Origin of the sequence: Vibrio sp. MEBiC08052, from assembly GCF_001506075.1 — a bacterium.
GTDB lineage: Bacteria > Pseudomonadota > Gammaproteobacteria > Enterobacterales > Vibrionaceae > Vibrio.
This window is the reverse complement of record NZ_KQ947475.1, coordinates 2,126,236-2,140,369: the sequence shown is the minus strand read 5'-3', so window position 1 is coordinate 2,140,369 and position 14,134 is coordinate 2,126,236. Positions and strand designations below refer to the sequence as shown.

General features: G+C 45.9%; 14 protein-coding genes. All 14 read left to right on the top strand.

Going from position 1 to position 14,134, the window contains the following annotated elements:
• The first annotated feature begins 83 nt into the window (after window positions 1-83).
• The 14 genes from VRK_RS09305 (at window position 84) to VRK_RS09235 (ending at window position 14,109) form a co-directional block, all read left to right on the top strand.
• Window positions 84-1,406, top strand: coding sequence for an IS4 family transposase (locus VRK_RS09305; protein WP_059120061.1), 1,323 nt, complete (start codon window positions 84-86; stop codon window positions 1,404-1,406).
• 52 nt (window positions 1,407-1,458) lie between these two features.
• Window positions 1,459-1,749, top strand: a complete 291-nt coding sequence (locus tag VRK_RS09300) for a hypothetical protein (RefSeq protein ID WP_059121101.1) — start codon at window positions 1,459-1,461, stop codon at window positions 1,747-1,749.
• Entirely contained in the window at window positions 1,739-2,281 is a 543-nt protein-coding gene (locus VRK_RS09295; protein ID WP_059121100.1) for a lysozyme, read from the top strand. Before VRK_RS09300 ends, VRK_RS09295 begins: the two co-directional genes overlap by 11 nt.
• On the top strand, window positions 2,265-2,606 hold the full coding sequence (locus tag VRK_RS09290) for a hypothetical protein (RefSeq protein ID WP_059121099.1): 342 nt from the start codon (window positions 2,265-2,267) through the stop codon (window positions 2,604-2,606). The genes VRK_RS09295 and VRK_RS09290 overlap by 17 nt, the downstream gene beginning before the upstream one ends.
• Before the next feature lie 10 nt (window positions 2,607-2,616).
• Window positions 2,617-2,802 carry an Rz1-like lysis system protein LysC gene (lysC, locus tag VRK_RS09285; RefSeq protein ID WP_231735757.1) on the top strand — a complete coding sequence of 62 codons (186 nt, stop codon included), beginning with the start codon at window positions 2,617-2,619 and terminating at the stop codon, window positions 2,800-2,802.
• Window positions 2,803-2,838: 36 nt separating this feature from the next.
• Window positions 2,839-3,708, top strand: a complete 870-nt coding sequence (locus VRK_RS09280; RefSeq protein WP_059121097.1) for a hypothetical protein — start codon at window positions 2,839-2,841, stop codon at window positions 3,706-3,708.
• Window positions 3,709-3,778: 70 nt separating this feature from the next.
• Window positions 3,779-5,623, top strand: a complete 1,845-nt coding sequence (locus VRK_RS09275) for a polysaccharide deacetylase family protein (protein WP_059121096.1) — start codon at window positions 3,779-3,781, stop codon at window positions 5,621-5,623.
• Between the two features lie 5 nt (window positions 5,624-5,628).
• Window positions 5,629-7,275 carry a hypothetical protein gene (locus VRK_RS09270; RefSeq protein ID WP_059121095.1) on the top strand — a complete coding sequence of 549 codons (1,647 nt, stop codon included), beginning with the start codon at window positions 5,629-5,631 and terminating at the stop codon, window positions 7,273-7,275.
• Window positions 7,272-9,362 (top strand): portal protein, encoded by a 2,091-nt coding sequence (locus VRK_RS09265; protein WP_059121094.1) that lies wholly within the window; start codon window positions 7,272-7,274, stop codon window positions 9,360-9,362. The genes VRK_RS09270 and VRK_RS09265 overlap by 4 nt, the downstream gene beginning before the upstream one ends.
• Window positions 9,363-9,620: 258 nt before the next feature.
• Window positions 9,621-11,003 (top strand): radical SAM protein, encoded by a 1,383-nt coding sequence (locus VRK_RS09260; RefSeq protein ID WP_059121093.1) that lies wholly within the window; start codon window positions 9,621-9,623, stop codon window positions 11,001-11,003.
• The gene (locus tag VRK_RS09255) at window positions 11,000-11,602 is read left to right on the top strand and encodes a 3'-5' exonuclease (RefSeq protein WP_082671353.1); all 603 of its coding nucleotides are present in this window, start codon (window positions 11,000-11,002) and stop codon (window positions 11,600-11,602) included. The genes VRK_RS09260 and VRK_RS09255 overlap by 4 nt, the downstream gene beginning before the upstream one ends.
• The gene (locus VRK_RS09250; protein ID WP_059121091.1) at window positions 11,602-12,171 is read left to right on the top strand and encodes an AAA family ATPase; all 570 of its coding nucleotides are present in this window, start codon (window positions 11,602-11,604) and stop codon (window positions 12,169-12,171) included. Before VRK_RS09255 ends, VRK_RS09250 begins: the two co-directional genes overlap by 1 nt.
• A 683-nt stretch (window positions 12,172-12,854) precedes the next feature.
• Entirely contained in the window at window positions 12,855-13,730 is an 876-nt protein-coding gene (locus VRK_RS09240) for a hypothetical protein (protein ID WP_059121089.1), read from the top strand.
• Window positions 13,723-14,109: a hypothetical protein gene (locus tag VRK_RS09235; protein ID WP_059121088.1), complete on the top strand. Its 387-nt coding sequence runs from the start codon at window positions 13,723-13,725 to the stop codon at window positions 14,107-14,109. The genes VRK_RS09240 and VRK_RS09235 overlap by 8 nt, the downstream gene beginning before the upstream one ends.
• Window positions 14,110-14,134: the final 25 nt, after the last annotated feature.

Below are 14,134 nucleotides of genomic sequence, written 5' to 3'. Positions count from 1 at the left end.
TAATGCCGATCGTTTAAGAAAACTTGAATGATCCTAGGGTGGCCTCATAATCGGTCTCAGAGTAATTTCTGAGGCCGTTTTTTATGTCTGAATTTTCTCGCGAGTTACAAATCGCAGCTGAATTTCATTACCCTGAATCAATCGATTCATTTCAGAAAAATATTCCTATTGAATGGATTTCTGAAGCAGTAAAGCAAACTGGCCGTGCTGCGGTTAGAAAACGAAGATTTCCTGCGGAACAAGCCGTTTGGCTGGTGTTGGGGATTGGGCTAATGAGAAACCGCTCTATCAGCGACGTCTGCGATAAGCTTGAACTGGCCTTTCCTGATTCAAAGGGGGAACTTCCCCCTCTTGCGACTAGCAGTATTGTGAAAGCAAGGCAGCGTATCGGTTTTGAACCATTACGTTACTTATTCCATACCACCGCGACTGAGTGGGAAAAAGAAGATACCGCGACCTCAGTTTGTGGGCTGAAGGTTTTGAGTGTAGACGGAACTCAATTCAGGGTGCCTGAAACAAAAGATAATCAACAATTTGGCTATAGAAGTGCCACATCCACATTCCCTTCTGTATTAGCCGTCACATTAACGTCTACCCGAACTCATTTGGTATCCGATGTGGCTTTTGGCCCGATAACCAATAGTGAAATATCTTACGCTCAGCAACTTGTTGGCTCTGCGCCAGATAACTCACTCACTCTTTTTGATCGTGGTTTCTTATCAGCGGAGCTTTTCCAATCATGGCGCGGAGCTGGCAAGAATATCCATTGGCTGACACCAATCAAGAGTAAGTTCAGATATGAGGTTCTGGAGGAGTACTCTCCCTATGACAAACTCATCAAAATGCCGGTCTCTCCTCAAGCTCAAAAAGAATATCCTCATCTGGGACAAAACTGGCAAGCTCGCTTGGTACTCATTCCTGAGCCAAAAGGAGAAATCAAAGGCTTCATCACATCAATGGAATGCCCAGAAACCTATCCATTGAAGGAGATGGTCAAAGTATACTGGGAACGCTGGGAAATTGAGCAAAGCTACGGTGAGCTGAAACAGAATCAACTGGACAACACCACTGTTCTTAGAAGTCAGAAAGCGGAAGGGATTTATCAAGAGCTCTGGGGAGTTTTTATCTCTTACAATCTTGTCCGCTTAGAAATGAAAAGGATGGCAGAGTATTACGGTGTGGAACCACTCAGAATTAGCTTTATCAATGCGCTAAGACTGATACAAGATGAGTTTTTATGGTGTTCTGGCCGTACACCAGGGACGGTACCAAAGAAACTTCAAAACCTGAGAGAGAATGGCAAACGGTTCATCTTACCAGAGAAGAGAAAACGCAAACCGATACCAAGACAGGTACTCTACAAAGCCCCTCGTTATCCCTATAAGAAAAGAGTCGCTCGCTGTTAAGCGAGCGGCATTACGTCCGTCGGACGGGGCTTTTTTTATTGGAGAAATCAAAATGAATCTATTTTCAATCCGCTCCGATGCTGGTGGGACAATCATTTCAGAAAAAGCCACGATGTCGATTGCGGTTGGCAGTGGGACTGGGGTTGGTGTCAGCGTTGCAAAGGGTGCGGAAAACTATCAGTCGATGCTCAATTCGAGCCTGCATGACATTCTGGCCGGGAACTTTGTCTGGTACGGCTCAGATATCGCTTTTGTTGTCGGGACAGTCCTGTCCGTAGTCGGAATTGGCGTCACCCTCGCCCGATTGATTATTTCCCGGACTAGGGGAGCTGATGAGATATAACCGACTTCTCGGGCCGGTTTTGTTCGGTGCCATTGCGGTGACGGGGGCATTCGAAGGGGTGAGGCAACGATCTTATCAGGATCCCGGTGGTGTCTGGACTATCTGCCATGGAGAAACTGCCGGAGTGACACAAAATCAGTCATATACCGACGAACAGTGTGCAATGCTTCTCGCCAGCTCTCTGAGTTACCACAATGAACCCCTAGAATCGCTGAATTACCAACTCCCCCCAAACGTTCACATTGCCGCACTTGATTTCAGCTATAACTTGGGGACAAACGCACTTCGCCGATCAACTCTATATAAAAAGTTACAGGCTCACGATATCGACGGTGCCTGTCGAGAGTTTAACCGATGGGTGTATGTTGCAGGAAAGGACTGTCGGAAGGTCGGTAGCAACTGCTCTGGCATTGTTACTCGCAGAGAAATAGAAACTCAGCTTTGTACTGGCCAGCTTTCTGTCAAAGAAGCACTGGTGCAACTTGGTCATCTCAAATCGGATTCAGAAATCATCCATGTTATTCGTCATTAAATACATCAGATATGGCGTCTATGCGCTGGTGGCAGCGCTGGTCATCGGCGTGTTCGTCAAAATCACAACCGTTTCAGCAGAGAACAACAGCCTGCGCGCAAAACTCACGCTGTCAGGCGTTCAGCTTTTGATGCAGACCAATGTGATTGCACAGCTATCTCAGCAGCGGGAAGAGATGAACGTGCTGTTACTCAACCGGCAAACCCGAATGAGCCAGAATGAAGAGAAATTACGTCATGAAATCAAAAGCCTTCAGCATAAAATGCACGGTAATGCTTGTGTCATTCCTGCCGATGTCACTAAGCGGTTGCGTCAGTCCTACTAAGCCGGTTCCGGTGATTCAGACACAACTTATCCTGCCACCGGAAGGATTGATTGTTCCCTGTTATAAACCCAGTATCAACGGCACATGGCCAGCCGTTGTGACTGAAGATATTCCCCGCCTTAAAAGTGCACTGGCTGAATGTGCCGCTCAGGCCGATGAGTATCTGAAATGGAGGACGCCGGAAAGTCCTCAGTGATAGTGACTTAACTTACAAGCGACAGACATAACCGATATGGCGAAACACGATTGGAACGCATTGCAGCGTCAGTTTGAACAGGATCATGAACGTGACGGGATGAGTGTCAAGCAGTGGTGTGAATCAAAAGGTCTCAAATATGCCAGTGCGCGTCGCTATATCAAAATGCGCAAAACTGCGCACTCTGCGCAGAAAAAAAGTGCGCACAACGATAATGCGCAAAGTGCGCTATCTCAGCCGAAAGCAAGGCAAAATCAGCGTCGAGAGAAATCCGAATTACCCAAAAACTATGAAAACACCCAACTTTCACCGCCTGAAATCGGGAATCACAACTTGGATGGTGAGCGAGATGAAAAAGGCAGGTTCAAAGCCGGTCATTCGCAGTCGGTTGGTAATTCTGGAAATCCTCATCCTGAATACTCATTTGAGCCGGGAAATCAGTTGAGAAGGAAGAGCGGGATGTATGCCCGATATTTTCCACCGTCAGCCTTAGAAATGTTTGAAGTGTCCGAAATGGCGACGATTGATGATGAGCTGGCGCTGACGCGGGTTCGGCTGCAAATGGGTCTGGAATACCTGAAACAGATTATGGCTGATTTGCAAAATGCGCCTTCAGCGGAGGTGCGAGCGTCTTTATATGAAAGTTATGCAAAGGCGCAAACCAATCTGGATGTGCTCACATCCCGCATTGAGTCCATCACCAACACGATATCGAAACTTGGGCTTGATGTGGTTGGTCGGAAGAAAATCGTTGCTGACACAGGTCGCATTGAGAATGCATCCCGGAAGCTGTCTCTGGAAGCGGATGCCATTCAAAGCGCCGGGAAGGCGGATGAAACACCGATTAGTGAAATGCTCAGTGATATCCGCCGTATGAGCCGCAGTGGATTAATGAGTGATGAATAAATCCAGATAAGCAGATGAATTGTGAGAACCCGCTTCGGCGGGTTTTTTGTTGTGAGAAGGAGAGAACGTTATGTATAACATCAGAAAATTGACCGGAAATATGACCGCAATCGAGGTTGCCAATGTCCTGAAAGGGGTTCATGAAAGTGGCCTGAGTGCTGAGCAAATCACAGCAGCGCTTTCTGGTCGTGAGGACAGCTCCCTTGTCTCCATCCGTGGGGATTCGGAATATGGGAAGACCGTCAGGGCAGTCATGCCTGATGGGATGGATGCCGAGCAGTTCTGGTGGTATCTCGACGGTATCCGGGATGAAAGCACGGTGAGTGATGCTTATATCATCGGTCAGAATGCATTGGGTAAAACACTCACGGTTGAGGCCGTGAACGTCCGTCTACTTGGAGAGGCTTTAATCGGTAACAGCCTGTCAGTCCCTGTGGAAATTGATGCCTTCGACAGCCTTGAGCTTTGGTCTGTTCCGAGTAAATCCACGCTGACACTGGCTCAGTCCGGTGGTGACGGTGCGAGTGCCACAGGCAGGCCAGCCGGGATACGGCTGAAAGGAGACGGAACCAATTATCCGGGTGTCCGTACCCAGAAAACACTCACTCAGGTTATCGATGGTGATGAACTGGGGGTGGTGGTGGTTGGGATAGAGAAGAAAATCCCGGTCATGAATATTAATCTGGTGGCTCAGTTCGGGATTGATGATGATTATGTTGGGTTCTATCACGATACGGATTCCGCGCCATGGGGGGTGGATTACCTGTCTTATGGCAAAGATACAGTCATCAACAAAACCATCTGGGAAGCCTATCACGCCAGTGAGAATGCTGAACTGACAGCCCTAAAGGGAATTGATAACGTGCAGGTGCGAATTTTCAATACACATGCACCGTATGCGGCTGATGTGGCTCTCAATGGTTGGTATCACACCGCGAAAGGAAAAGGCACCATCGTCATGGGGTTTGATGACGGTGAAGATACCATCCGTACCATCGCCGCGCCGTATATGGCTCAGTATGGCTTTAAAGGGACGGCATATATTCCGACAGAGGTCATCGGTATTTCCGATTCACTGAACTGGGAGCAGGTTCGGGAGTTGAAAGATAGCTATGACTGGGATATTGCGCTCGATGGTTTGCCTGATGATTCCGATATGACCGCACAGCCAAGCGTGGCGGATGCGGTTGCTTACTGTATAAAAGGACAGGCTGACTTGAAAGCACGGGGATTGCTAAGTGATGCGGCAAATTTCATCTGTTACCCGTTCGGCAATCATTACAACTCTGATATAGCAAGAGCCCAGATTGCAACAATGACTGCTGACGGCTCGACAACTGTGACCTTCGATTCGGCCTATGTTGTGAAAGACGGCTGGCAAATATTTGGGGGCAATGTACCGGATAACACGGTAATTGTCTCCGGTGGTGATACAGACGGTGCCGGGGTGACAACGGTCGAGTTGAGTCAGCCGGTTCCGGAAGGCGAGTTACCAGCACTGGCTGTTGATATTACCGATGCATTTTATTTCGATAAGTTGCCGGAAGCACTACGCGAAGCGGGGATTAAATCAGGACGGATTACCGGCGGCGGTTTCATGTATACCCGGTTTGGTTTCGGTGGCCGTGAAATGGCGATACCGGGACAGGGCTGGTCTGGTGCGACGCTCAATGAGGCAATCGGGTGGATTGATACCTGTGTGCTACGCGGAACATCCATGGAAAGTTACATGCACCACATTATGCCCGACCCGGAAGGCTGGACTCCGGATACACCCAATGAAGGCATCAACGTCTATGAATCGTTTTTCACAGGATTCATTGACCGGTTAGCCTACCACAGCGAGCAAGACAATCTGGACGTGTTGCGAAAAACAGAGTGGTATCATCGGGATATCAACGCGACAGCGCCTTAGACCGAATGATGCAAGCTATTCACGACATCAGGGCAAGACTGTCCGACAAATGGTGGCGGCTGAATCATCTCTATATGATTGAAAACGAACGGGGTGAACTCGTTCGTTTTCGTCTGAGACCGGCGCAGAAATTGTTGTTTCAGATGATGTGGTATCTGAACATCATTTTAAAAGCGCGTCAGCTTGGATTTTCTACCGCTATTGATATCTATCTGTTGGATGAAGCCCTGTTTAACAACAACCTTAAGTGCGGAATTATTGCCCAAGACCGGCAGGCCGCCGGGGAGATATTCAGAACCAAGATAGAAATACCGTTTGATAATTTGCCCCTGTGGCTGAAAAGCCGTTTCAGAATCAAGTCGCGTCGCTCCGGCACCACCGGCGGCGCGATTTTTTTTGAGCATGGTTCGAGTATACAAGTTGCAACTTCATTCCGCTCCGGGACTGTCCAGCGCCTGCATATCTCCGAGCACGGGAAAATCTGTGCGAAATATCCAGAGAAAGCAAAGGAAGTCCGTACGGGAACGCTCAATGCGATTCATTCCGAATGTATCGCGTTTATCGAATCTACTGCTGAAGGTGTCGGCGGGGATTACTACACCATGACTATGAAAGCGCTGGAGACGGCGCAATCCGGTGGCGAGCTAAGTTTGCTGGACTGGAAATTCCATTTTTTCGCGTGGTGGCAAGACCCGAAATATCGTGCTCCGGCTCCGGTAAGTGGTGTGGTGATGAGCAAAGCGCAACGGGAATATTTCGATGCTGTTGAAAAAGCCATGAACTGCACCATCAATGATGCGCAGCGGCAGTGGTATGTGCTCAAAAAGGCCGAGCAGGGCGCACAAATGAAACAGGAGTTCCCGTCAACGCCATTAGAAGCGTTTCTGGTATCTGGACGCCGGGTATTTGATGCAACCCATGTGATGAGTGCTGAGGGAGATTGTGAAGCGCCGCTGGTTGTTTACGACATTGAGCCCGTGACTGGCAAGCGCACTAAAGCCGATAAACCAAACCGACTTGATGAGCAGGGGCAGATTTCATTGATGAACATGTTACTGGTCTGGGAGCTGCCGGATGAAGACGAAGAGTACGCCATTGGTGTCGATATTGCCGAAGGGTTAGAGCACGGCGACCGCTCCAGTATCGATGTGATTAGGCAATCGACAGGTGAGCAGGTTGCGCACTGGTACGGCTATGTTGATGTCGAACTGTTGGCATATCTGGTCAAACACATCGCTACATGGTTCAACATGGCATTCGTCGGTCCGGAGCGTAACAACCACGGCCATGCATTTATCCTCAAGCTCAAAGATATTTACCCAGCCAGTCGAATCTACGCAGAGCAGTACATTGACCGGGAAGATGAAACGCTGAAACTTGGCTGGCTCACCACCAAACATAGCAAGCCCATTCTTACCGAAGGGATGAAACCTCTGTTGGCTAATGGACAGTCCGGTATTCGATGGATTGGTACCATCAGCGAAATGAACACCTATGTCTACGACAGGCGCGGCAGCATGAATGCTCAGGAAGGCTGTTTTGATGACCAACTGATGAGCTACATGATTGCTCAGGAAATGCGTGTCCGGATGCCGGTCAGACCGAAGAAGAAAGACACCCCAAGAGAACCCACTCACTGGATGACAAAATGACCGTTCAACTGAAAACTAAAGCAGTCGATCACATGAAGGTGCTCGATTTAATGTCAGATATTGACGCTCAACCGGACTGGCGCTCTACAGCGAAAGTTGCTCATGCCTATTATGACGGAGACCAACTGCCGGCCAATGTCGTTGCGGTACTCAAAGAGCGCAATCAGCCAGAGACGATGCACAATTTGATTGCACCGACCGTTGACGGCGTATTGGGGATGGAAGCCAAAACCAGAACTGATTTGATGGTGATTGCCGATGACCCCGATGAAGAAATGGAACTGTTGGCTGAAGCGGTCAATGCTGAGTTTTCGGACGCCTGCCGGTTGGGAAGAATGGATAAAGCCCGCTCGGACGCCTACGCCAATCAGATTAAATGTGGTATCGGGTTCGTGGAAGTTTATCGCAATCCAAATCCATTCGGACCACGTTATAAAATCAAAAATGTGCCACGGGATGAAATCTACTGGGACTGGTTTTCTGTTGAATCTGACTGGTCAGATTGCCGGTGGGTGATGCGCCAACGATGGATTGATGTTGATGAACTGATATCCATGGTGCCGAATAAAGCAAAGGTGATTGAGTATGCAGCAAACAACTGGAATGGATTTGTAGATACCACTCTGGTTGACGGATACGACCTGGATTTGCTCAGTGCATGGGAGGAGCACAATAGCTGGACTCGGGAGCAAACTGAATATCTCAGTCAAAACCGCAAACGAATTAAACTGCAAATCATCTACATCCGTAAATTTGAACGGATGCCGGTACTGCGTTTTTCAAACGGGCGGGTGATTGAGTATCGGAAAGATTTTATCCCGCACCAAGTGGCCTTAGCTATGGGTAAGGCGCGGCTTGAGAGTGCTCAAATCAGTCGGATTTATGAGAGCTGGTTTGCCGGTCCCCATCATCTGGGAAGCCGGGAGTGTCAGGCACCCAATGGGATGTTTCCGATTGTGCCGTTTTTTGGCTATCGCAAAGATTCAAATGGTGAACCCTACGGTCTGGTGGCGCGGGCTATTCCAGCGCAGAACGAAGTCAATTTCCGAAGAATCAAATTAACTTGGCTACTTCAGGCGAAACGAGTGATTGCTGACGAAGATGCGACGAATATGAGCCGCAATAAGATACTTGAAGAGGTTGAAAAGGCCGATGGTTATATTGAGCTGAATCCTGACCGGAGAAACAAGAAAACCATTTCAGAGGCCTTCCAAGTCCAGCAAGATTTCAATATCGCTGCCCAGCAGTTTAATGTCATGCAGGAATCGATGAAGTTAATCCAAGATACCATGGGGATTTACTCTGCGTTTCTGGGGCAAGAAAGCGGCGCAGACTCCGGTGTGGCAATTGCCAATCTTGTCGAGCAGGGAGCGACGACGCTTGCAGAAATCAATGATAACTACCGGTTTGGTTGTCAGCTCGTTGGTGAGCTGCTACTGGGTTACATTCTTGAAGATATGAAATCTCACCGGGACCGGGCGATTGTGATCCACCGGGATGACAAGCATAAGCGCAAGACTGTCGTTATTAATCAGATGACAGAAGAAGGGCTGACGAACGATATTACCCGGCTTCGGGCACATATTACGTTAGCGCCGATTCAGCAAACGACCGCATACAAAGCCCAATTGGCTGATCGGATGATGCAACTTACAGCACAGCTTCCGCCTCAAGTACAGGTCGCGGTGATTGATTTGGTTGCTGAACTCTCTGATATCCCGAACAAACCGGAATTTATGGAACGGGTTCGCGGTGCGCTCAATATCCCGAAAGACCCCGATGACATGACCCCAGAAGAAAAGCAGGCTCAGTCTGCCAAGCAGCAACAGGAGCAGATGCAAATGGAGCTGGCTATGCGTGAGCTGAAAGCGAAGGTGGAGAAGTTGGAAGCTGAAGCTATTAAGATTCAGTCATCAGCCCAGAAAGAGCAGGTGACAGCCGATAGCCAGCGGTATGATAATGCGAAGACGCAGGCTGAGACAGCGAAAATCCTCAAAGAGATGGAGCAGTTAACGCAGAAGATTTATTCAGTCCAAGGGCAATTTGAGCAAAATTTGCAAGAGCAGATCGATAGCATCAGTCTATAGTTCTACTCTGCTAAACTTATTTTTGCCCATTATGTGTTTCAAACTGTTGGTAATGTCCAAATAATAGTTCAACAGTACCCAACTTTTAGTAATGATTCGAAGTGTCGACTGACTCGGTGGCTATTCACGCTGCTCTGAAACACCTTCTTTTGTTGATAAATTATGCCATGGAAAATATGATGGTTTATGTGCATTTTTGTGCATTATGCTTGGGTTGCTATTCGATATATGTCAGTGATACTAGGGGTTACTCAGTAGATGAAGAAATTATATTTAGCTCATAATACGTGTTTAAATTCTTCATATGATTTGAACGTACTGGAGGCTGGGTTAGTTCAAAAGGGATACGAGTTAGTTCCACAACCTGAGGATGCAGATGAAGTTATATATTCTGGCTGTTCTGTGAGGGGGAAGTGGGTTGAAGATGCTATTAGTCAAATAAACGAAGTTGCTCGTCGCGCACCTAATGCCGAAATAAGCATAACTGGATGCATAGCGAACACAAGTATGGATAAAGTACAAAAAGGCACATCAGCAACAAACCTTTCGTTTAAGGCAATGCATCAGATTTTGATGGATAAGGCTGAACTTAGGTTTTCAGATGTGGATGACACCCACGTTCAAGATTATAACGTAGAGCTTAAGAATGACTCAGCTGTTGGGCTTCAGAATCTGAGATTACGTGTCGGTGAAGAGAAGGCATCAATCGTAGCCTCATTACAGGAGATTGATAGGACGTATCAGTCCTCTTCAGAGGAGCGGTATCGTAGAACAACAAAAGGGTTTGTTTTTTATAACGAGCAGGATCCTTTTGAACGCATTACGGTAACTAGGAGCTGCCCTTATAAATGTACTTTTTGCAGTATACCTAAGGGGCGTGGAGAGTTTACTTCTGTAGCATTAAGTTCGGTTCTCTCTAAAGCTCGGGAAGCTGTTGAACAAGGTAAATATCACATTGTTTTACTTGGTGATGAGGTTGGAAACTACAGATCCCCTGATGGTGACGCTGATTTTCCAACTTTAATAGAGAACATTCTAAGTTTAAGTCCAAGGATTGAATTATCGATTAGATATATAGAGCCTAAGCCGTTTCAAAAGTATTACAGCAATATAATGAGTTGGAGTGCAAATGGGAGGATAAGGTTGTTATATCTATCAGTTCAGAGCGGCTCTAATAATATACTAAGGAAGATGAAGAGGGGTTATAAACTAGACTGCTTGAAGAAACAGTTAGCTCATATCCGTAGCTCAACATCTGTGGTTTTGTATGGAAACTGGCTTATTGGTTTCCCTAGTGAGTCAGAAAAGGACTTTAATGAAACAGTATCACTTGTAAGGAATTTGAATTTCCATATTAATGTGGTTATTCCTTTTTCTGCACGCGAGGGGACCCCTGCTTATGAGATGGATGAACAGTTATCTCCAGAAACAATTGATGATCGAGTTAAGCGCTTAACTGAAGTTGTGGCAGAAATGAAATGTGATGATATGAGAGAGTCGCTGGCTTCAGTTGAAGCAAGTGTGTCTGACAATATAATTAAGAGGATTAGGTTAGCTGAAAGGTCTCAGTATGCCAATGATCAAGAGGAATCTGAGCCAAGTAGAGTTTTGGGAAATTTAATTGAGGTGAAAATACTTTGAGTAATCATTCTGGAGAAGTATTGGATTTCATTGCTGTCGACGTTGAGGGTAATGGTCAGGCACAGCAAGAGATAATCGAATTGGCGGTCGTTTCATCGCATCAAAATACCACATTAGATATATTGTCATGGTTGATTCGCCCTATTGCACCTGTAACTGAGCAAGCAACGCGATTTCACGGAATTACTAATGAGGATTTAGAGTCTAGCAGTACTACAGAGGAAATTAGGAGTGAGGTGTTGGAGGCTCTGGGTAAGGGAATCGTTGTGGGTCACAATGTCGGCGTGGATACTAGGCTCATACGTAAACAGTTCGGTGAGTGGGGGCCACTTGCCATAATCGATACAATCAAACTTGCTAAGTATGTCTGTCCTAACCTACGGAGTTATTCATTGGACGAGATGATTAAAGAATTTGCTTTAGATATCCCAGCATCTGAACGACATCGTGCTACTGGTGACGCCAGAGCTACGGCTCAGTTATTCAACATACTTTTATCTAAATTAAAAAGTGCACAAAGGGATGTTTTGACTTTATCCCAGATAGCTGGGAGTGCGGACAACCCATTTTTAGAAGGTCAACAAGGGGATTTATTTTAATGGCTAAGTATATTGGAATTGCAGGGACTCATTCAACGGGGAAGACCACTTACTTTAATGAATTGATAAAGCGAGCTGGGGATATGGGGATTAAAGCCGTTCGTATAGGCGATTTTGCGACCGATTGTAGGAATGCTGGCTTGCCTATCCTAGAGGATCATACATTCGGAAGCACCTTGTGGATTATAGCATCAGTAATAAAATCAGAAATTGAAGCTGGTATCGATGCGGATTTAGTGCTGGTAGATAGACCAGTAGTTGATGCGCTTGGCTATTTAAATGCTGCTCTTGAAATACAAGGTCGGGAGATATCATTGGATCAGAGAGAGTATTTAGAGTCTTTGGTGAAGTTTCATTCAAAGAGATATGATCTAATTTTGCAAACAAAGCTTGATGAAACTATTGAACTTGGGGAGGGTCGGCCTGAAAATATGAAGTTTAGAAAGTTAGCTGCTGTAAATATTAGTGCCGCATTTAATGACCTTAAAATACGATATATCCCAGCACAAAGTGAAGCAGCTAAGACCGCTGAGGGTAAAATTTTGGAGACAATTAAAGCTAGTGAATAGGTTGTGTGTAAGCGCTTCATAAAACTCCACATTCTAATCGTTCTCGGTACGCCCTAAACTCAAATCTCCAACCTCAAGGAAATCTGAAATGGCAAAACGGCGCACCGACCAGAATGGCAAACCCTGTTCAAGCAATAAGCGTCCAGTCAACTATCTCAGTGTGTTTTATGCGAGCACTTTGGTCTAAGTATTGCGCCCTTCTATGCAAAACGTCAACAGTTGTAGTGCTCTGGATCATCTCAAACAGGTGGCTTCATCAAATAGATGATTCAAACGCCTGTTGGCACTAGTTGACTAATGGTTGAGTATGTGCTCAGTTTACTATGGTATATTAAGTAAAGATGCCAGCATTTTGTGGATTCGATTGTCAAATACCTGTTTGCCTAACGTATAGAACTCACCGTTGCCTGTTAGCTCGATAGCAATGTCCTTGAGCAAATCGTCCCATGTGTATGAGTTGTTTAAATATCGAAAACTGACGCCATCACCAACAAAAAGTACTGGGTGATTTCGATACTGTTCAATAAATCCGCGTATGCTTGGTCGCATAGCGATAATTTGTATATGAGTGCCTCACTCCTATTATTGCTTTTAATGAACTTGCGTTAATCTGCAGCGACAAACTACTTGTGTCACTGCTAGATACAGGTAAAAATATAACAGACTGAATAATGGAGAATTATATGTCTCTTGGCTACTCAATCCGAATCGATTTCGACAAAACAGAGGGAAGACCAGAGCGAGTCTTTCACGCAATGGCGGTATACATTGAGGGGTTCAACGAGCTTCAAGAAGCTTTTATCAAAGGCTACGGCAAAGACATAGAGTTTATTTCTTCATTAAACAGTACTCGTGAAGGCTCTTGTATTGCTGATATTGGTACAAAGATTAAAGACAAAATTCTCAATGCGAAGCTGAATAACATCTTTGACGGCATCTATAATGGTGTAAGAAAAGAAATCGCCACGGCTAATAAAATTGATTCAGAAAGTGATGTACGAACGTTCGTGGATAACGTCTATGAAACAGCATCGGCAAATGAATCATCTTTTGAGCAATTCACTTGTGAAGGTGATGCTCACTTGATAGACGTGGCAGACGCATTGAACAAAATCCACAAAGCCAAGGGGATGCTTTCACCATCCGATTTGGTTCAATTCGGCCGTGAACTAGACTTTGATGACATCAATAAAGATTTCTCTTGCCCGCGAACGGGAGACCAAATTTTTGAAGATACTGTTCAGCCTTTCCCGTCTAAAGAAGTGTTCATTGTTCGTCGTCCGTCTTATGTTGAGAATCTGCAATGGGACTTTGAGTGCAATACACGCAAACCTAAGAATTTCAGCGCGAAAATGTTAGACGAGAAATGGTTCAGAAAATGGTCGAATCATGGAGAGCAAATATGGTCTGGTGATGCTTTGCATGTTCAAGTAAGAACGAAGCGAAGAGCGAACAAGCTCAAGAAAAAAGTATCATACGAAACCGAGATTTTAAAAGTGATTCGAGTTGTCCCGCAAAGCGAGATAGAGCAATTCACACTGGACTTAGAAAATGACTAGAAGTTATGACACAGCGAAGAAAGAAGCGGTATTCATAGCGTTGCCGCTTCTGGTGTTGTTCTTAATAAAGATGCTTAACAATGAGCTGATGTCCTTCTTAAAGCTGTCTGACTTCTCTCTAGCGACTTCCATCATGTACGGACAGTTACTGGCTAAGACACTTGATGTACCTGATAAAAACAAGAAAAGAGATAGGTTCAGCACTTATCAGGTATACATCTTTGTTGTGTCTATTTTGTCTATGGCAATGTATATCGGATTCCAGTTGATACCTGATATTAACTTCAACTTTTACTTAGCTCAGATAGTTACTTTCTTAGTTGGGATTGTGTTTTATATCCCGTTATCAACACTCATGAGTGACTTGTCGAAAGAGTAGCCGACATTAGTGATACTAGGAAGCC